This is a genomic window from Flavobacterium fluviale, assembly GCF_003312915.1.
In the GTDB taxonomy this organism is placed as follows: Bacteria; Bacteroidota; Bacteroidia; order Flavobacteriales; family Flavobacteriaceae; genus Flavobacterium; species Flavobacterium fluviale.
This window is the reverse complement of sequence record NZ_CP030261.1, coordinates 1,257,440-1,282,406: the sequence shown is the minus strand read 5'-3', so window position 1 is coordinate 1,282,406 and position 24,967 is coordinate 1,257,440. Positions and strand designations below refer to the sequence as shown.

At 34.1% G+C, this 24,967-nt stretch carries 19 protein-coding genes; 10 read left to right on the top strand and 9 right to left on the bottom strand.

What is annotated here, in order from left to right; all coding sequences use genetic code 11:
* Positions 1 to 51: 51 nt before the first annotated feature.
* From HYN86_RS05780 to HYN86_RS05755, 6 genes are all read right to left on the bottom strand, one after another.
* Positions 52 to 1,269, bottom strand: a complete 1,218-nt coding sequence (locus HYN86_RS05780; protein ID WP_113677181.1) for a TCR/Tet family MFS transporter — start codon at positions 1,267 to 1,269, stop codon at positions 52 to 54.
* A 262-nt stretch (positions 1,270 to 1,531) separates the two neighbouring features.
* Positions 1,532 to 4,708 carry an efflux RND transporter permease subunit gene (locus tag HYN86_RS05775; RefSeq protein WP_113677180.1) on the bottom strand — a complete coding sequence of 1,059 codons (3,177 nt, stop codon included), beginning with the start codon at positions 4,706 to 4,708 and terminating at the stop codon, positions 1,532 to 1,534.
* Between the two features lie 120 nt (positions 4,709 to 4,828).
* On the bottom strand, positions 4,829 to 5,896 hold the full coding sequence (locus tag HYN86_RS05770) for an efflux RND transporter periplasmic adaptor subunit (RefSeq protein WP_113677179.1): 1,068 nt from the start codon (positions 5,894 to 5,896) through the stop codon (positions 4,829 to 4,831).
* A gap of 9 nt (positions 5,897 to 5,905) precedes the next feature.
* Entirely contained in the window at positions 5,906 to 7,237 is a 1,332-nt protein-coding gene (locus HYN86_RS05765; RefSeq protein WP_113677178.1) for a TolC family protein, read from the bottom strand.
* A gap of 97 nt (positions 7,238 to 7,334) precedes the next feature.
* Positions 7,335 to 7,934 (bottom strand): TetR/AcrR family transcriptional regulator, encoded by a 600-nt coding sequence (locus HYN86_RS05760; protein WP_113677177.1) that lies wholly within the window; start codon positions 7,932 to 7,934, stop codon positions 7,335 to 7,337.
* A 109-nt stretch (positions 7,935 to 8,043) separates the two neighbouring features.
* A complete protein-coding gene (locus HYN86_RS05755; RefSeq protein ID WP_113677176.1) occupies positions 8,044 to 8,565 on the bottom strand; it encodes a YceI family protein in 522 nt (173 codons plus the stop codon).
* 267 nt (positions 8,566 to 8,832) lie between these two features.
* On the opposite strand from HYN86_RS05755, the gene HYN86_RS05750 reads away from it, so the two are divergent.
* Together HYN86_RS05750 and HYN86_RS05745 are read left to right on the top strand one after the other, a co-directional pair.
* Complete coding sequence (locus HYN86_RS05750; protein WP_113677175.1) at positions 8,833 to 9,807, top strand: polyprenyl synthetase family protein; 975 nt, start codon at positions 8,833 to 8,835, stop codon at positions 9,805 to 9,807.
* A 77-nt stretch (positions 9,808 to 9,884) separates the two neighbouring features.
* Positions 9,885 to 10,238 (top strand): hypothetical protein, encoded by a 354-nt coding sequence (locus tag HYN86_RS05745; RefSeq protein ID WP_113677174.1) that lies wholly within the window; start codon positions 9,885 to 9,887, stop codon positions 10,236 to 10,238.
* Between the two features lie 99 nt (positions 10,239 to 10,337).
* On the opposite strand, the gene HYN86_RS05740 is transcribed toward HYN86_RS05745, so the two are convergent.
* Positions 10,338 to 10,889, bottom strand: coding sequence for a hypothetical protein (locus tag HYN86_RS05740; protein ID WP_113677173.1), 552 nt, complete (start codon positions 10,887 to 10,889; stop codon positions 10,338 to 10,340).
* A gap of 116 nt (positions 10,890 to 11,005) precedes the next feature.
* Here HYN86_RS05740 and HYN86_RS05735 point away from each other — a divergent pair, with 116 nt between their 5' ends.
* The 7 genes from HYN86_RS05735 to HYN86_RS05705 all read left to right on the top strand — a co-directional run bounded on the left by HYN86_RS05735 (position 11,006) and on the right by HYN86_RS05705 (position 21,407).
* Complete coding sequence (locus tag HYN86_RS05735) at positions 11,006 to 13,780, top strand: 2-oxoglutarate dehydrogenase E1 component (protein ID WP_113677172.1); 2,775 nt, start codon at positions 11,006 to 11,008, stop codon at positions 13,778 to 13,780.
* A 72-nt stretch (positions 13,781 to 13,852) separates the two neighbouring features.
* Positions 13,853 to 15,103, top strand: coding sequence for a 2-oxoglutarate dehydrogenase complex dihydrolipoyllysine-residue succinyltransferase (odhB, locus tag HYN86_RS05730; protein ID WP_113677171.1), 1,251 nt, complete (start codon positions 13,853 to 13,855; stop codon positions 15,101 to 15,103).
* Between the two features lie 216 nt (positions 15,104 to 15,319).
* Positions 15,320 to 17,803: a TonB-dependent receptor gene (locus HYN86_RS05725; protein WP_113677170.1), complete on the top strand. Its 2,484-nt coding sequence runs from the start codon at positions 15,320 to 15,322 to the stop codon at positions 17,801 to 17,803.
* 58 nt (positions 17,804 to 17,861) lie between these two features.
* Positions 17,862 to 18,194 (top strand): hypothetical protein, encoded by a 333-nt coding sequence (locus HYN86_RS05720; protein ID WP_113677169.1) that lies wholly within the window; start codon positions 17,862 to 17,864, stop codon positions 18,192 to 18,194.
* Between the two features lie 21 nt (positions 18,195 to 18,215).
* Complete coding sequence (locus tag HYN86_RS05715) at positions 18,216 to 18,515, top strand: hypothetical protein (protein ID WP_113677168.1); 300 nt, start codon at positions 18,216 to 18,218, stop codon at positions 18,513 to 18,515.
* 5 nt (positions 18,516 to 18,520) lie between these two features.
* On the top strand, positions 18,521 to 20,071 hold the full coding sequence (locus tag HYN86_RS05710) for a PepSY-associated TM helix domain-containing protein (protein ID WP_113677167.1): 1,551 nt from the start codon (positions 18,521 to 18,523) through the stop codon (positions 20,069 to 20,071).
* A 223-nt stretch (positions 20,072 to 20,294) separates the two neighbouring features.
* On the top strand, positions 20,295 to 21,407 hold the full coding sequence (locus HYN86_RS05705; RefSeq protein WP_113677166.1) for a PepSY-associated TM helix domain-containing protein: 1,113 nt from the start codon (positions 20,295 to 20,297) through the stop codon (positions 21,405 to 21,407).
* Between the two features lie 53 nt (positions 21,408 to 21,460).
* On the opposite strand, the gene HYN86_RS05700 is transcribed toward HYN86_RS05705, so the two are convergent.
* Together HYN86_RS05700 and HYN86_RS05695 are read right to left on the bottom strand one after the other, a co-directional pair.
* Positions 21,461 to 21,808 (bottom strand): toxin-antitoxin system YwqK family antitoxin, encoded by a 348-nt coding sequence (locus tag HYN86_RS05700; RefSeq protein WP_113677165.1) that lies wholly within the window; start codon positions 21,806 to 21,808, stop codon positions 21,461 to 21,463.
* A 221-nt stretch (positions 21,809 to 22,029) separates the two neighbouring features.
* Positions 22,030 to 23,025, bottom strand: a complete 996-nt coding sequence (locus HYN86_RS05695) for a TlpA family protein disulfide reductase (protein ID WP_113677164.1) — start codon at positions 23,023 to 23,025, stop codon at positions 22,030 to 22,032.
* 157 nt (positions 23,026 to 23,182) lie between these two features.
* On the opposite strand from HYN86_RS05695, the gene aspS reads away from it, so the two are divergent.
* On the top strand, positions 23,183 to 24,934 hold the full coding sequence (gene aspS, locus HYN86_RS05690) for an aspartate--tRNA ligase (protein WP_113677163.1): 1,752 nt from the start codon (positions 23,183 to 23,185) through the stop codon (positions 24,932 to 24,934).
* The last annotated feature ends 33 nt before the right edge of the window (positions 24,935 to 24,967 follow it).

Below are 24,967 nucleotides of genomic sequence, written 5' to 3'. Positions count from 1 at the left end.
CGTTAAATGAGATTAATATTTAATGAAATTTAAAATTTACTGGTATTTTTTTTAAGCCCTATGTTTCCTCAACGAAAAATAAGCCACAACCGTACTCAATAACATTAAAACACCTCCCAAAATAAAAGGTGCTCCAGCAAATTTAAACGGTGCATCATCATGCGTGAAAAAGTAAAAGGTATTTGCCATCGTAGGCGGACCAATAATAGAAGAAGCACTCATTAAACTGGTTAAGGTTCCCTGAATTTCTCCCTGCTCGCTTGGTTCCACTTTACTGGCCACAACTGACTGCAGAGCTGGGCCGGCAATTCCGCCAAGACAATATGGAATTAAGAATACAAACATCATCCAGCTTTCTGTTGCAAAAGCAAACAAAAGCATTCCAATTGTGTATAAAGCCAATCCTATATAAACACTTTTTTCGTTTCCTAATCTCGGGTTAATAAAACGAACTAATCCGCCTTGTACCACTCCAACTAAGAGACCAATTATACCTAATGAAATTCCGATCATTCTCTCATCCCAATTAAACTGATAAATGGTAAAAAAGCTCCAGTTACTTTGTACGGCATGAGAACCTACATACAATAAAAATATCGCTGCAATTAAGCCAATTAAAGTTGGATATTTTCTTAATCCTAAGATAGCCCCAACAGGATTGGCACGTCTCCAGTCAAAAGGTCTGCGATTTTCTTTTTTCAAAGACTCTGGTAAAATAAAAAAACCGTAAAGGAAGTTTACCATACACAAAACCGCTGCTGCGTAAAAAGGAACTCTTGACCCATATTGCCCTAATAATCCGCCAATAACTGGTCCGATTATAAAACCTAAGCCAAAAGCGGCACCAATCAATCCGAAGTTTTTAGCTCTATTTTCGGCTGTACTCACATCTGCAATATATGCTGAAGCAGTTGTAATACTGGCTCCGGTAACTCCGGCGATAATTCTTCCTATAAAAAGCCAGACAATTGTGGGAGAAAAAGCAAGTAAAATATAGTCTAATGAAAATCCGAAAAGTGAGATTAATATAATGGGTCTCCTTCCGAATTTATCACTTAAATTCCCAATTACAGGAGCAAAAACAAATTGGGTTATCGCATACGCGAAAGTTAACCAGCCTCCTATTTTTGCCGCTTCGCTGATGTCACCGTGAATCAATTCTTCAATTAATTTTGGAATTACAGGTATAATAATTCCCCATCCTGTAATGTCAATTAACATGGTTATGAAAATAAAACCAATTGCCGCAGATTTATCTTTTTGTAGCATAGTAAGTTTAGTAAGGTGATGCAAATAAACAGATTTTTAAATTAACAATAAAAAAATCCAAATCTCAAGGCTTAAATTCCAATACTAAAATTCCAAATTCAAATTTGAAGGAACTTGAATTTCATTATTAAATGATTTAAAATTATCTCTATATTTTTCAAGAATCAAAAAAATCCCAAATTCCTAATTGAAGGAACTTGGGATTCTAATGGGGAAATTCCAAATTCGGACTTTGGAATTTCAGTATTGAAAATTAAAACTATTAGTGTGTATGTTTCGGATTAAAACCGTCTTCACTTAATTCTGTATGCTCATAATCGGCAACCATTTCAGCTTCGTAATCGATTTTTTCTCCTTTAGAGAATTTTCTAATGATTTTCTCCATAATATCATAGATTACAGGAACTACAATTAATGTAAGGAATAATGACGAGATCAAACCTCCAATAATTACCCAAGCCAATCCGTTTTTCCATTCTGCTCCAGCTCCAGCTGCTAATGCAATTGGGAACATACCAAACACCATCGCAATTGTTGTCATTAAGATCGGACGTAAACGCGCGTGGTTAGCCTGAATTAATGCTGTTCTAATCGATTCTCCAGCCGCTCTTCGCTGATTAGTATAATCGACAAGCATGATCGCATTCTTACACACCAGACCAATCAACATAATGACCCCTAGAATTGTAAAGATGTTCAATGTATTGTTTGTTAATGCCAATGCAAATAAAACTCCAATAAATGAAAGCGGAATTGCAAATAATACTACAAACGGGTGAACAAAACTATCATATAAACCAACCATTACAAGGTAAACCAAAATAATAGCCGCTAATAATGCAATTCCTAATGTACCAAAACCTTCTGATTGGTTTTCTTGGTCACCACCCCAGATGTAATTAACTCCTGTTGGTTTTTGCAATTTATCTAGCTTTTCTTGCCATTGTGTTACAATTGTTCCTGCTGGCACCCCAACGTTCTGACCTTGTACGGTTACAGAAGCAGTTTTATCTCTACGCTCTAATTTACTTGGTCCAGAACCTTCTGTAATTGTAGCAAATTGGTTTAATTTAATTTGCTGGCCTGCATTGTTTACAAAAATCAAATTACTAACATCGGTAATGTTTTTTCTATCAAATTCGTTGTATTTGATGTTGATATCGTATTCATATTCACCAGCTCTAAATTTACCGTCGGTATTACCACTATAAGCTGTCTGCATGGTTAAACCAACTGTTTGAAGAGTTAATCCTAAGGCAGCCATTTTATCTCTGTCAACCTGAACGTTAATCTCTGGGTTTCCGTCTTCAACTGTTAATTTAATCTCAGTTGTTCCAGGAATAGTACGTAATTCAGCCTCTGCCATTTTAGCAAATTTCATTGCACTTTCTACGTTTGGCCCTGTTACGATCAAACCTAAAGTAGCGTCCTCAGCAGTACCCAAAATACCTACAGGAACCGTTTTTACTTTAGCTCCAACTAAGATTTTTTCCAGCTTACGTTTTGTTTTAGCAGCATAAACGTTGGCATCATCTGTACGATCTTTTTGTTCGATCATTTTAACGTCGATCTCTGCTTTGTACGCAGTTGCCTGTGCAGCTCCTAAACCTTCACTGGTTTGTCCAACAGTTGTAATTTGGCTGAAAACATATTTCTCTCCTTTTAAGAAAGCTTCTGCTTTTTGCGTCATAAAGTTAGTCTGCTCTAACGAAGCATCTTTTGGCATCTCAATCTGCACTAAGAACTCACCACTATCAGATGATGCGAAGAACTCTCCTCCAATATAACCTCCTCCCATTAACCAGAAGATCGATCCAAAGAACATTACTAATACAACTACAATAGTTTTAATATAGTGATCTAAACACCAGTTCAATAGGTCTGATATCCAGTTCGTAAAACGAGTTAAATAGCTTTCGAAACCAAGAATAACTTTTCCGAAAATGTTTTTACCTTCAATATGCTCTAATTTTCCAAAACGTGAAGACAACCACGGAATAATAGTAAATGAAGCTAATAATGAGAACATTGTTGATATAATTACCGTAACACAGAATTGTGTAATAATGTTAGATACCAATCCGGTACTCATTGCAATTGGTAAGAATACCACCACAATTACTAATGTAATCGAAGTTACTGTACCACCAATTTCGGCAGTTCCATCATAAGAAGCACGAATTTTACTTTTACCCATCTCCATGTGTCGGTAAATATTCTCCAATACCACGATGGCATCATCCACAAGGATACCAACAACAAGAGATAAACCAAGCAAACTCATCAAGTTAAGCGTGTAACCTAATAAATAGATTCCAATAAATGTAGCAATCAAAGACGCAGGAATAGATACCATTACGATTAATGAGTTTCTAATACTGTGCAAGAAGAACAACATTACAAATGCTACCAGAATAACCGCGATTAATAAATCGTGTACAACAGAATCTGCTGCTTCTAATGTAAATACAGTACTGTCTTTTGCGACATCTAATTTCAATTGAGCTGATTTGTAATCGCTCTCTAATGTTTTGATTGTTTTAACCAACTGCTCACTTACCGCAACGGCATTTGCATCTGATTGTTTTACAATTTGAAGTACAATTGCACTTTTTTGATCAACACGCGCAATTTTTTCCGCGATTTTTTGTGTATCTTGAACATCAGCAATATCTCCTAAACGAACTTGAATTCCGTCTTGTGAAGAAACTACTAAATTTCTTAATTCCTCAACATTTTTATATTTACCCGCTAAACGAATTAATATTTTTTGATTACGAGTTTGAATGTTACCCGTAGGGAAATCCAGATTCGAAGTTAAAATTGTCTGCTGAACTTGAGGAACAGAAAGTCCGTACCCTTGCATTTTTACTGCGTCAAGGTTTACTTGGATCTCACGTTCCTGCCCGCCAATAATATTTACCTGAGCAACACCTTGCACACGAGATAAAACTGGAGCAATCTTTTTATCAATCAAATCATAAAAAGCAGCTTCGTCCATTTTACCATTCGCACCTAGCGTCATAATTGGTAAATCACTCAAAGAGAATTTGGTTAACGAAGGCGGATCAGCATCATCTGGAAGATCACTCAAAATCGCATTAATTTTTCGCTGCGCATCATTCATCGAAATATCAACATTTGCAGTAGAAAGCAATGTAATTGATACTACAGATAAACTCTCATAAGATTTCGAGTCAATTTTTTTGATATTTTCCAAAGACGCAATCGCATCCTCAATTTTCTTTGTTACGGTATTTTCAACCTCGCTTGGAGAAGCACCCGGATAAACAGTTGAAACCGTAATAACATTGGTTTCGAATTTTGGGATCAGCTCGTAGCCTAACTGGCTGTAACTGAACAATCCACCAAGAATCAGAATTGTAAACAATACAATTACTAACGACGGACGTTTTATGGATATTTCGGCTAATTTCATATTTTTTTAATGCTATAGGCTTTAGGCTGTAGGCTTTAAGCTTTAAGGTTTAATTTCATATCTTGTTTTTAGGCTCTAGGCTTTAAGCTTTTAAAAAGCTTCTTGCCTATAGCTTAAAGCTTACTTAATAATTTCTACTGTATTTCCGTCTTGTAAATTGATTTGACCTGTAACAATTACAGTATCTCCGTCATTCAAACCATTGATGATTTCAACTTTGTCTCCTAAGATTCTTCCAGCAACCACTTTTTTCAATTTTGCCACGTTATTTTCAACCACGAAAATTTCGTTGCTGCTTACACTTCCAACAAATGCATTTCTAGGAACCACTTTCAAGTTTTGTTTTTGGTTATTTGCACCAAAGTTTGCAGTTCCGTACATACCTGCTTTTAAGTCGTTATTTGCATTATTTGTGATTTCAATTTCAACTGGAAAGTTTAAAGAAGCATCTGCTTTTGAAGCAATGAAAGTGATTTTTCCAGAGAAAGTTTTATCAGGATAAACGCTTGCTGTAATATTTACAGTATTTCCTAATTTTAAACTTGCTACCTGGCTTTCGTTAACTGTAACAGTCAATTTTAATTTAGAAACGTTTACGATATCAAACAAAGCAGTTGCCGGCATTCCTGCTAAAATAGATCCTGGCTCAATATATTTTTTATTGATGTATCCGTTAATTGGCGCTTTTACTTTAGTATCTCCAACATTAATATTCGCTTGTGTCAAACTAGACTGAGCATTTGTCAAAGCCAATTTTGCCTGATCTAACTGTTGTTTTGTAACACCGCCAGTTTTAAAAGCATTTTCGTATCTCGCATAATCAGATTTTGCGTTTTGATAAACTGCCTGAGCTTGTTGTGCACTTACATTGATAACATCACCTCTTACGGTTAATAATGTTTGTCCAACTCTTACATAATCACCTTCTTTAGCTAACACACTAATTACTTTTCCAGATTTCTCTGCAGAAAAAGTTAATTCTTGAATTGGAGCAAAGTTTCCATTTGCAGTAAAACCAAGATTAACATCTTCTGTTTTAACTGTTGCTACTTTTACAGAAACCGCAGCATTTTTCTCTGCTACGATTGCAGTTTTACCTTCGTTTTCTGCCTTATTTTTATTTAAAATGTAGCTAATCCCGAAAAATGCTACGGCTATGATTACGATTGTTATAATTATTTTCTTCATTGTAATTAGTTATTTAATAAGAGATTTAAGTTCGCCTTTCGATTTGATTAGAGATATTTCGGCAATTTTATAATTTAAAACTGCTCTTGTATAATTGTTTTGAGCTTCAAGTGATGCATTTTCAGCGTCTAACAAATCGGTTAAAGATGCTAAACCTTGAAGATAATTGTTTTTTGTATTGCTAAGGATTTCCGTTGCCAAACGCATGTTTTCCTTTTGATTCTCGATTGTTACAAGATTATTGTTGATTTGCGTTATTGCATTTCTATAATCTAAATCAAGTGAAAGTTTGGTGTCTTTGATATCTTCCTGAAGAGATCTGATTTCAACATCTGCCTGTCTTACTCTCGCACGAGTTCCGAAGCCTGTAAAGATTGGCACATGTAAATTTAATCCAATGGCAGAGAAATCTGACCAGTAAACTCCTTTGTCTGGTTTTGCAAACCAAGGAAATTCAGGACCTTGACCAATATAATTGTAACCAGCACTTAATGAAAGCGTAGGATAATATCCTGCTTCAACAGCTTTTTTATTGTATACTAAAAGCTCCTCTTGTTTTTTCAAAAGCAGATATTCTGTTCTATTTTCAATATTTGGTTCTTCTGTTAAAGCTGCAGGAACAACTTCAAATTCTTCTTTTGGCATTTCGATTTGAGTTTCAATAGGCATTCCCATATAAAACTTCAAAGCATTTTCCTGCAGAGCAATCTGATTTTTAATCTGCTGACGTTCTGTATCAATGTTTGACATTTTTACGATAATACGATCTAAGTCAATTTTTTTAGCCAAACCGTTATCAAACTGACCTTGTACGATATCACGAACTTTTGCTGTGTTTACATAGTTACTGTCTAATAAAACCAGTCTTTCTTTTTGTACATAAACCGAATAGTAGTTATTTGCAACTCTTTCTATAACTTGTTCTTCTGTTAACTGATCGTTTATTTGATAAAATTCACGAGTAGATTTTGCTGCTTTCAATCCTGTAAAAACAGACTGATCAAAAATCGTCTGAGTTAAAGAAAGACCCGCAGTCGAAGTCCAAGTTTGTCCAAATGCTGCCTGAATTGTAGTTCCCGGCGCACCGAAACCTGCTCCATCAATAACAGTCGTCTGAATAATTGGATTATAAGTTAGGTTTCCATTTGCGCTAATTTGAGGTAACGCTCTAGAACGTACTTCTTGAATTTGGTATTCACTGTTCTCAACCTGAAGTTTCGACTTTTTGGCATCGGCTTTATTTACAAGCGCGTAGTTGACAGCGTCTTTCAGGGTTAAAGTAGTTTGCGCACTGGCAGACAAGCCAATTGTGCACAAAAATATAAGAAAGATTCTTTTCATAAGTAGTTAAATATTTATTTTTAAATTTTGAGATAGTACCGCCATTATTATCTTTCCCGCTCACATAAGAATAATGACAATTAATTTTGAATGATGATTAATTGATAATTTTTTTAAGCTGTTTTTCCAACTCCTGTACTCCCTTTTCAGTTGCCATTGCACGAGTGTGGTATTCTAATGCTTCTAATTCTATCCTTTGTGCTTCGCTTTCAGAAACTGTATTTTCATTAATATGAAAAATTAATGTATAGTAAAATTTCACATACGTTTCTACATTCAGGTCTGCTCTGTAAAGGCCTTCTTGTATTCCTTTTTCAATATTATCTCTAAAACATTGTGTGCATTGCTCAATTTCGTGAGATAAAATATTCTGATAAATCTCTGGATAATGTTTTTTTAACTGATAAATAGGCGAAGTATCTGTATTGTTTTTAAACATGTCGCGAAACATTTCCCTAATTTCAAAATTCTCGTGAATCGCATTATACTTCTTAGCAACAATCGTATCCATAATTTCATGAACCTGTCTGTGCACCGTCGAAGTACTTTCTTCAATCAAAACTTCTTTATTACAGAAGTACTTATAGATTGTTTTTTTCGAAATACACATTTCTCCCGCAATATCATCCATTGTAACACTTTTAAAGCCAAGCTTTAAAAAAAGCTCACTGGCTTTTGCTATGATTTTCTCTTTCATTTTAATTTTCCCAATTGCCTTACAAATATACTTAGGAAACTAAAATCTAAAAAAATAGTTTCCATGATTTTTGTAATAATTTTACATTAAATTAATGATTATGTAAGATTTATATGCTAAATTCAAGATTTGCGATTAACTTGATATCTTTTCCAAGAGCTAGTCCTCCGTTATGATGAAAAGAATTGTAATCTAAACCAAAATCCTGACGCTTAATATCACCTTTAATTTCAAAGGCTACTTTCTTTTCTCCATTGTAAGTATTCACTCCAATAAATTCTGCATCAAGTTCTACAACTCGGGTAACATCTTTTATCGTTAAATCTCCTTTGAAGAAATTAATATTGTTATTTATTTTTTGAAATGAAGTCGATTTAAAACTGATGATCGGATGTTCATCAACATCAAAAAAATCCTGAAGCTGTAAATTGGTATCAATTTGCTGAAAGCTTTCGGTTTTATTATTAATATCCAGTGAAAATTCAACAGATGCATCTTCAATTTCATTATCTTCAAGACTCACATAACCGCCAAATTTGTTTGTAGCTCCACCTAAATAGGCAATTATCGAATGTCTCATTTTAATTAAAACATCTGATTGTGTAGAATCTAAAGTCCATGTTGTTTTCATAAATAACTATTTTTAATGAGTTTATAAATTATCAAAAACTCTTATGGAAACTTTCCTAGTGTTTTGAGTTTCCGCTTAATGCTGCAAATATAGACAGGAAACTGTAAATACCAAAAAAGTTTCCAAGTTTTTTTTGAATTATTTTAACAAATTCATTTTTAGATCTTTCCCAGCTTAAATTTTACACTTTTATCATCAAATAAAATTTAGAAAGCAAAAATTAATAATTGAATTGTATCTTTGAGGCTCGTAAATCAGAATTTCATTATGCACGATATTAGCCAGTACCAGGATTTTTTTATCAGTTATCTTAAAAAACAAGACATACATAAAGAGCCTAAAAACCTTTACGAACCTATTGAATACATTTTAGGACTCGGCGGAAAACGCATACGTCCTGTTTTAACTTTGATGGCTGCTGAAGTTTTTGATACTGATTATACTGCTGCACTCCCTGCTGCAATGGCTGTTGAAGTTTTTCATAATTTTTCGCTGGTTCATGATGATATTATGGATGATGCACCGTTGCGAAGGGGACAAGTTACAGTTCATGAAAAATGGGATTTAAATACTGGAATCCTTTCAGGAGATGCCATGCTTATTTTGGCTTACCAATATTTTGAACAATACGAACCGATAGTTTTTAGAAACCTGGCAAAATTATTCAGTAAAACGGCTCTTGAAGTTTGCGAAGGACAACAGTGGGATGTTGATTTCGAAATTCGTAAAGATGTTACGATTCCAGAATACTTAAAAATGATCGAATACAAAACAGCTGTTTTAGTTGCTGCTGCCATGAAAATGGGTGCAATTGTTGCCAAAACTTCTGAAAAAGAAGCTGATTTAATCTATGATTTTGGACTTAATTTAGGATTGGCTTTCCAATTACAAGATGATTATCTAGACGCTTTTGGTGATCCTGAAACTTTTGGTAAACAAGTTGGAGGCGATATTATTGAAAACAAAAAAACGTATTTATATTTAAAAGCTTTAGAGTTTTCTTCTAAAGAAAAAGCTCAAGAATTAGAAAAATTATTCACTTTACAATTAGAAGATAATTCAGAAAAAATAGAAACTGCCAAAGCCATTTTTAACGAATCTGGAGCTTCAAAAGCCACACAAGAAGCAATCGAAATGTATACTTTTAAGGCTTTCGAAACTTTAGAAAAGATGGAAATTAATGCTGAAAAGAAAAATGTTTTGAGAACTTTCGGCGAAAATTTAATGGGACGTAAGGTTTAGTAATCAGTTTTCAGTTTCAGTTTTCAGTAAAAAAAAATCTACAATCATAAATCAGCAATCTAAAATCTAAAATAAATATGTTTGTAGCACCAATTAGTACAGAAGCACTTTTAGAACAAGCGCAGGCAGAGACTCTATATTTAAACCTGATTGAGCAGATTAATAAAGATTTTAATTTGGCAAATGAAGGAATTGACTTTCCGTTAAGTATTTCTCCTGATGAATTAAAGATTCAGCTTCACGAAAAAATCTACAGAATGATTCAGTACAAGTTTGCCGAATATTTGAACCTTCTTTATATCATTGATGTTTCTGAAATTGAAATCAAAAAATTGGATGGATCTGATTTGGTGATTCTTGCTGAACAGGTTGCTTTTCTCATTTTAAAAAGAGAATGGCAGAAGGTTTGGTTTCGGAATTATTATAGATAAATCAAGGTGAATAGGTACAAAGCCACAAAGATGCAAAGGTTTTTCTCTTTATAAAAACCTAAGAAACTTAGAATCTTAGCATCTTAGAACCTCAGTACCTTAAAAATACACCCTCACAAAAGGCATAAATCCCGATCCGTAAAGACTTTTATTAGGATCATACAAAACATCGTAACGTGCTCCGATAGTTACATTTCCGGTCCTGTAACCTGCCCCAAGGTATAATGCAGTATTCCAATAACTATCAGAAAAAGCAGGTCTGTTAATATTAGAATCGTATCTTGTATCTACTCTTACCTGCTCTAACTCTGCAGACAATTGAAGTTCGGGAATCGGATTTACAAGCGTAATCAAACTCCCTCCATAAACATAAGATTCATAGTAATTTCTTGAGTTTAAGTAACCAAATTGTAAACCAACACCAACAGCAACAATTTCGTTAGCATTGTAAATGGCGCTTGGCATTACAGAAATATCGGTGTAACCAGAACCAATTCCTAAACCTAATCCGCCGCCAAACTGTACTTTTTCCCAGAAATTATTACTGTTATCAATAACATACTTTTGTTGAGCAATAGAATAACTTGAGAATAAGGCTGTCAAAATCACAAATAAATATTTGCAATCGATTGAAAATTGAATTTTATTCATAGTTAACGTTTATTTTAACAAATTTTTACGTAAAAGTACGTAAAAAAAAGATTTAAATAAATGTGATTGTTGTACTTTTGCCTTTCTATATAACAAAAAGTATATTCACTCATATTATGGATAGGTTTTCATTTTTAAACGCAGCGCATACCGAGTTTTTTGCACAATTATACGATCAATATCTAGTAAACCCAGACAGCGTTGAGCCTAGCTGGAGAAGTTTCTTTCAAGGTTTTGACTTTGGAATGACTACTTATAACGACGAAAATCCAGTGCAGACTATAGTGGAGTACGTGACTAGCGACAACACAGATTACAGTCAGATTTCTGAAAAACTAAAGAAAGAATTCAACGTTCTTAAATTAATTGACGGATACCGTACGCGTGGGCATTTATTCACAAAAACAAATCCAGTTCGTGACCGTAGAACTTCATCTCCAACTTTGGATATCGAAAACTTCGGATTATCTACAGCAGATCTTTCGACTGTTTTTGATGCTGCACAAACAATTGGAATGGCACCTTCTTCTTTGCAAGATATCGTAAATCGCCTTAAAGCTATTTACTGCCAGCATATCGGTATTGAATATATGTACATTAGAAATCCTGGTGTTGTAAAATGGATTCAGGATAAATTAGCAGTTGATAACAATCAGCCTAATTTTTCTACAGAAGAAAAGAAAACAATCTTAAATAAATTAAATGAAGCTGTTTCTTTTGAGAACTTCCTTCACACTAAATATGTTGGACAAAAACGTTTTTCACTAGAAGGTGGAGAATCTATTATTCCAGCTTTAGATGCTTTGATCGAGCAGGCTGCAGAGAAAGGTGTTGAACAATTCGTAATGGGAATGGCTCACCGTGGCCGTTTGAACGTTTTGGCAAACATCTTCGGAAAATCTACTCAAGATATCTTTGGTGAGTTTGACGGAAAAGATTACGACCAAGAATACTTTGATGGTGACGTAAAATACCACTTAGGTCTAACTGCCGATAAAAAAACTAGATCTGGAAAAAGCATCAATATCAATTTAGCACCAAACCCTTCTCACTTAGAAACTGTTGGAGCTGTAATTGAAGGAATTACAAGAGCAAAACAAGATAAATATTTCCCAGAAGATTTTTCAAAAGTACTACCTATCGCCGTTCACGGAGATGCTGCAATTGCAGGTCAGGGTATTTTATATGAAATCATTCAGATGGCTCAGCTTGATGGTTATAAAACTGGAGGAACAATCCATATTGTAATTAACAACCAAGTTGGTTTTACGACAAATTACTTAGATGCTCGTTCTTCTACGTATTGTACAGATGTTGCCAAAGTTACACTTTCACCAGTTTTACACGTAAATGCTGATGATGCTGAAGCTGTTGTACATGCAATGTCTTTTGCATTAGACTATAGAATGCAGTTTGGACGTGACGTATTTATCGACTTACTAGGATACAGAAAATACGGTCATAACGAAGGTGACGAACCTCGTTTTACACAGCCGGTTTTATATAAAATTATCGCTAAACATAAGAATCCAAGAGATATCTATGCTGAGAAATTATTGTCTAACGGCGTAATCGATGCATCTTATGTAAATGCTTTAGAAAAAGAATACAAATCTGCTTTAGAAGAAAATTTAGAAGCTTCTCGTAAAAAAGATTTAACAATCATAACTCCATTCATGAAAAATGAATGGGACGGATTTGTTCAGGTGACTGATACACAAATGCTTCAAAAAGTAGATACTACCTTTAGTAAAGAAGGATTAGATTCTATCATTAATACAATTTCAACATTACCAGAAGACAAGAAATTCATCAACAAAATAACCAAAATTGTTACCGATAGAAAAGCTGGATACGACAACAATACTATCGATTGGGGAACTGCAGAAGCTCTAGCTTACGGTTCACTTTTAACAGAAGGATTTGACGTTCGTATTTCTGGTCAAGACGTAGAGCGTGGTACATTCTCTCACCGTCACGCGGTAGTTAAAGTTGAAGATTCTGAAGAAGAAGTAATTCTTTTAGACGCTATCGAAAACAAAAAAGGAAAATTCGGCGTATTCAATTCTCTTTTATCTGAATACGGAGTTCTTGGTTTTGATTATGGGTACGCATTGGCTAATCCAAAAGCCTTAACTATTTGGGAAGCACAATTTGGAGATTTCTCTAACGGAGCCCAAATTATGATTGACCAATATATTTCATGTGGTGAAGACAAATGGAACAACCAAAACGGTATTGTTTTATTATTACCTCACGGATATGAAGGACAAGGTGCAGAGCACTCATCTGCAAGAATGGAACGTTACTTACAACTTTGTGCAAGACAAAACATGTATGTTGCTGATTGTACAACACCGGCAAACTTCTTCCACTTGTTAAGAAGACAAATGAAAACTAATTTCCGTAAACCTTTGGTAGTTTTCTCTCCAAAAAGTTTATTAAGAGATCCAAGATGTGTATCTACAGTTGAAGAATTGGCAAGCGGAAGCTTCCAAGAAACAATTGACGACAATACAGTAGATAAAAAAGCAGTAAAAACTTTAGTTTTTGTAACTGGTAAATTCTACTATGATATTACTGCAGAAAGAGAAAACAACGGTAGAAATGATGTTGCAGTTGTTCGTATTGAGCAATTATTCCCTTTCCCAGTTGAGCAGATTAAAGAAATCATTGCAAAATATCCAAATGCAGATGATTATGTTTGGGCTCAGGAAGAACCTAAAAACATGGGAGCTTACAGCTTTATGTTAATGAACTTTGATCTTGTAAAATGGAGATTGGCTTCATTAAAAGCATATGCAGCCCCAGCATCTGGAAGCTACACACGTGCAAAACGTCGTCATGCAGATGCAATTAGAATGGTATTCGATAAAGATTTATTTAGATAAAAAAAATGTTTCCAGTTTTAATCCCGATAGCTGTCGGGATTGAAACCATAAAAACCTTAAACAAAAACAAAGATGATTTTAGAAATGAAAGTCCCATCACCAGGGGAGTCAATAAAAGAAGTTGAAATTGCAACTTGGTTAGTAAAAGACGGAGATTATGTAGAGAAAGATCAGGCTATTGCTGAAGTAGATTCAGATAAAGCTACTCTTGAATTGCCTGCTGAAATGAGCGGTGTAATTACACTAAAAGCAGAAGAAGGTGATACAGTTGCAGTAGGTGCTGTAGTTTGTTTAATTGATACAGATGCTGCAAAACCAGCAGGTGACGCAACAGCAGCTCCAGCGGCTGAAGCTCCTAAAGCTGAGGCACCAAAAGCAGAAGCTCCAAAGGCTGAAGCGCCAAAAGCTGAGGCACCGAAAGCAGCTCCAGCAGCAACAAGTTACGCAGCCGGAACTCCATCTCCTGCAGCAAGAAAAATATTAGACGAAAAAAATATTGCTCCAGCAACAGTTTCTGGAACTGGTAAAGGCGGAAGAATCACTAAAGATGATGCTGTAAATGCAGTGCCTTCTATGGGAACTCCAACTGGTGGAAGCCGTGGAACTGAGCGTACAAAATTATCAATGTTACGTCGTAAAGTAGCAGAAAGATTAGTTTCAGCTAAAAATGAAACTGCAATGCTTACTACTTTCAACGAAGTAAACATGACGCCTATCAACCAGATTCGTAATGAATACAAAGATGCTTTCAAAGCAAAACATGGTGGTTTAGGTTTAGGTTTCATGTCATTCTTTACAAAAGCAGTTACAAGAGCCTTACAATTATATCCGGATGTGAACTCAATGATGGACGGTGATTACAAAATCGCTTATGATTTTGCTGATATCTCAATCGCAGTTTCTGGACCAAAAGGATTAATGGTTCCTGTTGTTCGTAACGCTGAACTTTTAACTTTCCGTGGTATCGAAGCTGAAATCAAAAGATTAGCTTTAAGAGCTCGTGATGGTCAAATTACAGTTGACGATATGACTGGAGGAACTTTCACAATCACTAATGGTGGTGTTTTTGGAAGTATGTTAAGTACTCCAATCATAAACCCTCCTCAGTCAGGAATCTTAGGAATGCACAACATTATCGAGCGTCCAATCGCTGTAAACGGTAAAGTTGAAATTCACCCAATGATGTACGTTGCCCTTTCTTACGATCACAGAATTATCGACGGACGTGAGTCTGTTGGTTTCTTGGTTGCTGTAAAAGAGGCTTTAGAAAATCCAGTAGAATTATTAATGAATGGCGATGCTAAACGTGCTTTAGAATTGTAATTATAATAATTTTCTGCTATACAAAAAACCTGTTCATTAATACGAACAGGTTTTTTTTGCTTAATATTAGCTTAAAATCTCCTTAATTTGTTAATTTTTTAAACAAACGTAGATTTTACCCTTTAAAAATATTTTATTTAGAATAAATAAAAACAAACTTGCATGATTTGTATTCAACATGTAAATTTGCGCTATTAAAATCAATTCTAAATAAAAATGAAATCTAAATTTACAATTTCTTTTTTGAGTTTTTGTTTTTTCTTATTAGGGGGCACAATAGCTTCTGCACAGGAAAAAGCAACTATTAAAGGTCAAATTAGTTTATCCAATGATGAAGCTGCTGATAATGTATCGGTATCATTAAAAGGAACCAAAATAGGAACCAATACAGATAGCAATGGTTTTTATGAAATTAAAAATCTTAAACCAGGAAACTACGTAATTAGAGTTTCTGCTGTCGGATACTCATCAAAAGAAAAAAGTATTACCTTAAATAACGGTGATGATTTAGTTGAGGATTTTATAATTAGCTCAAATTCAGAACAATTAGATGAAATTGTTTTAAATGGAAATGCTAAAAAAAACACATTTGCTCGTAAAGAAACACAACAAGTTTCAAGATTACCTCTTAAAAATCTTGAAAACCCACAAGTTTATACTACAATTACAAGCGAACTTTTAAAAGAGCAAGTTGTTACAAATATTGATGACGCTTTAAAAAATGCTCCAGGCTTAACACCGCTTTGGGCTTCTACAGGACGTGGAGGTGACGGTGCAGGATATTTTTCGTTAAGAGGATTCGCTGTACAGCCAACTATGATTAATGGATTACCAGGATTATCAAACGGAGGTTTAGACCCTGCAAACATTGAGAAAATTGAAGTAATCAAAGGACCATCTGGAACTTTATTTGGAAGCAGTTTAATCTCTTACGGAGGTTTAATTAACTTAACTACAAAAAAACCTTACGATCATTTTGGTGGAGAGGTTAGCTATACTGCTGGAAGTAATGGTTTAAACAGAGTTACTGCAGATGTTAATACTCCGGTAGACGAAGAGCACAAAATTAATTTCCGTGTAAATACAGCTTACCACACAGAAAATAGTTTTCAAGATGCTGGATTCAAAAAATCATTCTTTTTTGCACCATCATTATCATACCAAGTTAGTGACAAACTTTCGTTTTTCATCAATACAGAATTTATGAACAACAAACAAACTAACCCTACTATGTTATTTTTGGACAGAGGTGCTGTATTAAGAGTTCATAATATGGATGAATTAGGTTATGACAATAAACGTTCTTACACTAGTAATGAACTTGCAATTGAAACACCATCATACAACTTACAAGGTCAAATGATGTACAAATTTAATGACCAATGGACTTCGCAGACTGTAGTTTCAAGAGGCTCATCTTCATCTGATGGATACTATTCATATATCTACGAAGGCACACAATTTGCTCCAGATGAGATCAGTGAAGGAATTGTTTTATCACGTTATATGAATTACCAAAATTCAACAACTCTTACAACTGACATTCAGCAGAACTTTATTGGCGATTTCAAAATTGGAAACATGAGAAACAGAATCGTTGCTGGTTTGGATTACTTTAATAGAGGATTAATTGACAACAGTTCAAATTATGTAACAAATGGTAATATTTACATTGGTAATCTAGATGTTGCAACTGTAAATCAGTATTTATACCAAATTACAGACCCAGCTAACTATATTACAAACGGAGATAATGGAAATTTAACAAAAGCTGGGACTGATGCTCTTATCGCACAGGCAGGAATTAGTATGAACAGAACAAAGCAAGAAGTGTACAGTGCTTATGTTTCTGATGTATTTAACTTTACTCCTGCTTTGTCTGCAATGGCAAGTTTACGTGTGGACCGTTTTATTACTGCTGGAAATGTGGCTACAAAAGATGATGATTTTAATCAAACTTCTTTTTCTCCTAAATTTGGTTTAGTGTACCAGCCAATTCTTGATAAAGTTTCGATTTTTGCAAACTATATGGATGGTTTTGCTAATTCTGCTCCAGTAACAGAAATTTTAGCTGACGGATCTACACGTCCAAGAACTTTTAAACCAGAACATGCTAACCAATTCGAAATTGGAACAAAATTAAACGTGTTTCAAGATAAACTTTACGCAACATTCAGCTACTATGACATTCAAGTAAAAGATCAAGTTTACGTAATTTACGGTGCAACAACTCAAACAGCTTTCCAAGATGGAGCACAAAGAAACAAAGGTTTTGAAGCAGAATTCGTTGCAAATCCAGTTGCTGGTTTAAACATCGTTGCTGGTTACAGTTATGTTGATGCTATCTTAAACGCTGGAGATCCATCATTTGTAGGACAAAGACCAGAAAGTTCTGGACCAAGAAATTTAGCAAATCTTTGGGCAAGTTATAAATTCCCTCAAGGAGATTTACAAGGTTTTGGTTTAGGTTTTGGAGGAAACTATGCTGATAAAAACTTAATCATGAACAGAAATGTTATAGGTCAGTTTGCATTACCTTCTTATACTGTTTTAAATTCATCAGTATTCTACGGAACTGAAAAATATACCTTGACATTAAAATTAGACAATATTACTAATGTTGATACTTACGATGGTTGGTCTACAATTCATCCAAGAAATATGAGAACTGTTGCAGCAAACTTCTCATACAGATTTTAATAAAAACATTCAACCACCTTTCTTGCAAGAGAAAGGTGGTTTTTAAATTTCTAAGATTATGATAACAATTGCCAGCCTTATCGTTTTTCTAGCTTTTTATACGCTTTATTATACTTCAAAAAGAGCGGTTTTGTCTTATGATTTAGGTTTTGAAAAATGGATGCAGAAAAATCCTAAGCACACAAAAATCATCGGATTAGCTCTTTTATTATCTGCTTATTTGATGTGGCTTTTTACTCAGTCTTTAGGCTGTGGTACTTTGATGTTTTTTGTTCAGCTAATGACCGTTGGAAGTTTAATCATCATACTTAGACCATTAAAAAAAGTAAACAGTAAAGCCCTTTTAGCAATCCTGATTCTAGTTGCGTTACTAGAACTTTATTATAATTAAAAACCACAATTACATTAGAATATGCCGGCAAATTCGAAATATTTAAATCCGTCTTTTTGGCCTCGTTTTACCAAAATCACCGCTGCTATTTTAGGAGGATACTTTGTTTCTGTTACATTTCATTTGGCTTTAGCTTCTTGGTTTAGTCGTGCAGATGTTTTAATAACAATGGCTTTTACTGGTTTTATTCTTTGGGTTGCTTTAATGGTAATTGCATTTTTAGCCAAAAGCGGCTGGAAGATCTGGGGAATTTACATTCTGCTTACTTTGCTTTTTTGTCTTTTTATCTATCTGGGTCAAACCTATAACACGGCGAAATAATTTTTATGAACAACCGTCATTATAATATCTATTTTCATACACATACTGTCAGCGGAATCGTTATCAGTGTAGTTCTGTTTGTAATTTTCTTTGCTGGATCTTTTTCTTTTTTTAGAGATGACATCATCAATTGGGAAAGAAGTGAATCTACAGCAATCACAAAAGAAATTCAGTTAGACTACGATAAAGCTTTGCAGCATCTCGATAAAAAATATATTTTGCACGGCAGAAAGATTACCATATCTAAACCCTCTACAGAAGAAAGAGTAGCTGTTTACATGGAAGGAACCAAAGATACTCTTGCTCCAGCCAAACAAAAAGAAGGACAGTTTTTCTATTTAAACACCAAAAATTTTAAATCTTTTACTTACGAAGAATCATATTCTTTAGGTGAACTATTATATCGACTACATTTCTTAGCGCAGATTCCGTATCCAGTCGGATACTATCTTTCAGGTTTTACGGCACTATTTTTCTTATTTGCAATTGTAACGGGAGTACTGCTTCATTGGAAAAAAATTGTCTCTAACTTCTATATTTTCCGTCCGAAAGAAAAATTAAAAACACTGTGGACAGATGCTCACACAGCCTTAGGAATGATTGGTTTACCATTTCAATTTGTATATGCTGTTACCGGAGCTTTTTTTATGATTAAACTCCTAATTGTTGCTCCAGCAGTAATGGCTTTGTATAATGGCGATCAGGATAAATTGTATAAAGAACTAGAATATACAGATCCTGATTATAAATTTGAAAACAAAAAACTAGCAGAACCTTTTTCTGTTGGTGATCTGGTTGCAAAGACAAAAAAGAATTGGTCTGATTTTGAGATTACCCGCGTTTTTATTCAAAACTATGGCGATGCTAATATGCATGTTTTGGTTGAAGGAGAACTTTTAAATCACAAAAAATTCACTGGAATCGGAAAAGTAGTTTACCGAATTGCTGATGGAAAAGAAATTGCTAAAAAGGATCCTATCGCGCAAACGAGTTATTTGGATGTTGTAAAAAATGTTTTATACCGAATTCACTTTGGTGATTATGGCGGATATGCCTTAAAAATCGTGAGTTTTATTTTAGGAATTATAACCTGTTTTGTAATTATTTCAGGAGTTATGATTTGGCTGGTTGCAAGACAGAAAAATAATATACCTGAAAAGAAAAGACGATTCAACGCAGCTGTTGTCCGTATTTATCTGGCAATTTGTTTGAGCATGTATCCAATTACTGCTCTGGCTTTTATCGGAAGTAAAATTTTCTATCCGTTAAGCCAATCGAATCTATTTACACTTTATTTTGGCGGATGGTTATTACTTGCAATCTTCTTTATCATTAAAAAGAACGATGCTTTTACCAACAAATTCTGTTTAATCTCTGGAAGTATTTTAGGATTTTTAATTCCAATTACCAACGGAATTGTTTCTGGAGATTGGTTTTGGACATCTTTCTTAAACAACAAAATTCAAATTTTCTTTATTGATGTTTTCTGGATTTTCCTGGCTTCGATTTCATTATATGTTGCCTATCATTTAAAATCTAAAAAAGCGGTTGCTTAATTATTTTTTTTTGCCACAGATTATAAGAATTATAGTTTTTTTTTAAATTAAGGTGAACAAAATAAAAATCTGCTTAGATTGTAGAATCCGCGCAAAAAAAACTTTGTGTCTTAGCGTCCTTGCGCGATTTAATCTTTTGCATAAACATACAAAACAAATAAAATAATCTACAATAATTTGTCCTATATTAATTTTGAGGCTACTTTTACGCTTTTAATCAAAAATGGGATTCAAAACCAAAATACGTTTTCTACATAAATGGCTCGGATTAATTTCTGGGCTTATTGTTTTTATAATCAGCATTACGGGCTGTATTTTTTGTTTTCATGATGAAATAAAAGATATTACCCGAAAAGAATGGAGATTGGTTGAACCTCAAAGCAAACCCTTTATCCTTCCTTCGGTTTTAGAGCAAAAGGCAAAAGAGATTGTACCACAGAATAAAACAAGCATGGTTTCTTATTACGGCAAAAACCGTTCGGCAATTGTTTATACTTATTCTGAAACTGAAAATCTATACCTCTATTTCAATCCTTACACGGGTAAATATTTAAAAACCGAAAATCCAGAAACAGATTTTTTTATTATTGTAGAATACATTCACTTGTATTTACTACTTCCCGACTATATTGGAAAACATATTATTGGCGGTGCGACCATTATTTTTATTCTGTTATTAATTTCCGGACTTATCCAATGGTGGCCTAAAAAGAGATCTGACCTTAAAAGAAGTCTCACAGTAAAATGGTCTGCAAAATGGCGTCGGGTAAACTACGACTGGCATAATACTTCTGGGTTTTACATTTCGATTATAGCATTAATTTTAGCGATTACCGGACTTACCTTTACTTACGAATGGGTTGGCGACGGAATTTACAAAGCCTTTAATTTTGGCGGTGACAAGACAGTCGAAACAAAACTTCCTGTAATTGATACAACTCAATTCAAAACCAATTCAATTACAGCAATAGATCGCGCTTATATTCAAACCACAAAACTACAGCCAGATGCAGAAATGCTTTTTGTATTAATTCCGCAGCAAAAAGGAGATATAATTAGTACAGGCGCTTATCCGCACACATTAAGATACGATCACCAGAGCAATTATTACTTTCATCCAAATGATGGAAAATTAATTGAGAAACAGCCTTTTGAAAACAAAACTCTAGGTTTGCAGGTTGTCGAAATGAATTACGGAATTCACACAGGCCAAATATTAGATTTACCTGGAAAAATTATTGCTTTTATAGCAAGTTTATTTGCAGCTGCGCTTCCTGTAACTGGATTTATTATTTGGTACGGAAGAAAATATAAAAGCAAAAAATCTAAAGCATAAAAAAACCGCTCTGAAAAGAACGGTTTTAGTATTTATCTCAATAAATCTTTTTATTAATTTCTATTGGCCACAGGGTTTTTCTGTAAATTCTTAACAGAACTAACTTTGCTGTTTACATAAGCTACTTCAGAAAGATTTTTTTCATTGAAAAACATCCATTTTCCAGTTTTTAATCCTTCAGTATACTCTCCTTCTACAGTTTTATTTCCGTTTTCATCATAAGATACCCAAACACCGTCCAATTTTCCATCTTTAAAAAAGCCTTCCTGCTGTATTCTTCCATTGTCATAATAGTAAGTAGCTTTTACTTTATTTCCAACAGTTTCCAATTCAGGTTTAGTTTCTTGTGCTGTTAAAATTCCAGAGAATAACACAGCCGCTAAAATCACACACTTTTTCATATCTTTAGGTATTAAATGTTATTGAATGTTATCAAATTGTTATCAAATATAGTTAATACTTTACATTAAACAAACTTTTGCTTAACAATTTGGTAACATTGAATAAAAACTTAACATTGGAAAAGTATTGACAATAAAAAAACCAGCGCTCAGGCACTGGTTTTACTGGTATTTTATAAAAAACTCTAATTTACGATAACGTTGTAAATTTCGTAAATAAATTAGTTCAATAATGCACTCAGCTGTTTATCAAGCTCAGGATCAGATGGTCTAGGTGCTTCAGACTTAACAACATTTCCTTGTGGATCAATTAAGATAAATCTCGGAATTCCAGTTACACCATAATTAACCACAAACTCAGATTCCCAGTCTTTATCTGCAAAAAGCTGTGTTCCTCCAAGATGCTTATCTGTTACAAATTTTTTCCATTTTTCGTTGTCTTTCAATTTATCAATAGAGATACTTACGAATTCAATGTTTTTCCCGTGATATTTTTCCTCAATTTTTTGAAGATACGGAATTTCAGCTCTACAAGGTGCGCACCAAGTTGCCCAAAGGTCGATGTAAACATATTTCCCTTTCAAGTCAGAGAGTTTTGTTTTTCCGCCTTTAAAGTTGTCGTAATCAAAATCTGGAGAAGCTTTTCCAACCATTTTATTGGCTTTGGCAGCTCTTTCATATTCTGCAGCAGCATATTGGTGGAAACCATCAAAACTACGTTTTAAAGCTGTTTTAAATTCTGGGTCAAAATTTCCTTTTTCAAGACTTTCTGTATCTGCTTTTAATTTAGCATCAAGTAAGGTTGTAAATTCTCCATTTTCTTTAGAGAAAGCATCTTTCTGAAAATTTTCATCTTTTAAGGCTTGCTGTGCCAAAAAGTTACTTTCATCTACACCTTTACCTTTATATACAATAGTCTCATCAAATTCTTTAGCATTCATAGTCAAATTGACTTCAGAATTTGGTTTTAAATATAAGTTTGAAGATTCTGTTCCATCAGAAAACATATAAAATCCTTTTGGAGCGTCAAAAGATGCAGCAAAAACCTCTTTTTTATTGATTGGAATTACTTGCTTAAAATTATCTTTTCCTTTAATTACTAATGTATCGCTGTTTCTATTGGCGATTTTAGCAGTAAACTTAATTGAGTTCTTACTTTGACCAATAACATTCAAAGCATTAAAAATTACCAACCCTGCAACAAAAAGTTTTTTCATAGGTATTAAAATTAGTTTTTAGTGATTCAAAACTAAAGAATTTAAAGCTTCGTAATTTAAGAATTAACAAAATATTTAAAATTATTCTGCATCAACTTATCACTTTACTATATTAATTTGAATTTTGTGTTTACTTTTGCAGTCTAAAATTTGCATCATGTATAGAAGTCATAATTGCGGCGAACTAAATGCCTCAAATATTAATACGGAAGTTACTCTAGCGGGCTGGGTACAAAAGTCACGCGATAAAGGATTTATGAATTGGGTTGACTTACGTGACCGTTACGGAATTACACAACTTATTTTTGATGAAAGCCGTACCGATAAAACAGTTTTTGAATTGGCTAAAACTCTAGGAAGAGAATTTGTTATTCAAGTAAAAGGAACTGTAATTGAGCGTGAAGCTAAAAACAAAAACATTCCAACTGGTGAAATCGAAATTTTAGTTTCTGAACTAACGATTTTAAATACTGCTTTAACTCCTCCATTTACAATTGAAGATGAAACTGACGGTGGAGAAGATATCAGAATGAAATATCGTTATTTAGATATCAGAAGAAATCCTGTAAAAAACAGTTTATTATTCCGTCACAAAGTGGCAATGGAAGTTCGTAAATACTTATCAGATTTAGACTTCTGCGAAGTAGAAACTCCTTACTTAATTAAATCTACTCCAGAAGGAGCAAGAGATTTCGTTGTACCAAGCCGTATGAACGAAGGACAGTTTTATGCTTTGCCTCAATCACCGCAAACTTTCAAACAATTGTTGATGGTTGGAGGAATGGATAAATATTTCCAAATCGTGAAATGTTTCCGTGATGAAGATTTACGCGCAGACCGTCAGCCGGAGTTTACACAAATCGACTGCGAAATGGCATTTGTAGAACAAGAAGACATTTTGAATGTTTTTGAAGGTTTGACAAGACATTTATTAAAAGAAATTAAAGGTATTGAAGTAGATAAATTCCCAAGGATTACCTACGACTATGCCATGAAAACATACGGTAACGACAAACCAGACATCCGTTTCGGAATGAAGTTTGGTGAATTAAACGAATTTGCACAACATAAAGAATTTCCAGTTTTTAATAGTGCCGAATTAGTTGTCGGAATTGCAGTTCCTGGAGCAGGAAATTATACTCGTAAAGAAATTGACGGGTTAATTGACTGGGTAAAGCGTCCACAAGTTGGAGCATCAGGAATGGTTTACGTAAAATGCAACGAAGACGGTACCTTTAAATCATCTGTAGATAAATTCTACGACCAAGAGGATTTAACAAACTGGGCAAAAGCTACAGAAGCAAACCCTGGAGATATGATTTTTGTACTTTCGGGTCCTGCAAACAAAACACGTGCACAGCTTTCTGCACTTCGTATGGAATTAGCAACTCGTTTAGGATTGCGTAAACCAGAAGAATTTGCACCATTATGGGTTGTAGATTTCCCATTATTAGAATTAGACGAAGAAAGCGGCCGTTATCATGCTATGCACCATCCATTTACTTCTCCTAAACCAGAAGATATGGCATTATTGGAAACAGAACCAGGAAAAGTTCGTGCAAATGCTTATGATATGGTTTTAAATGGAAACGAAATTGGAGGAGGATCTATTCGTATTCACGACAAAGCTACGCAGCAGTTAATGTTTAAATATTTAGGATTTACCGAAGAAGAGGCAAAAGCACAATTTGGCTTCTTAATGGACGCTTTTCAATTTGGAGCACCGCCTCACGGTGGTTTAGCTTTTGGATTAGATAGATTAGTTGCTATTTTGGGAGGTCAGGAAACTATTAGAGATTTTATTGCTTTCCCTAAAAATAATTCTGGACGTGATGTTATGATTGATGCCCCTGCAGCAATAGATAATGCACAATTGAAAGAATTACATATTAAAGTTGATTCGATCTAAAATTTATAGAAATTAAATACCCAAAAGCGCCTG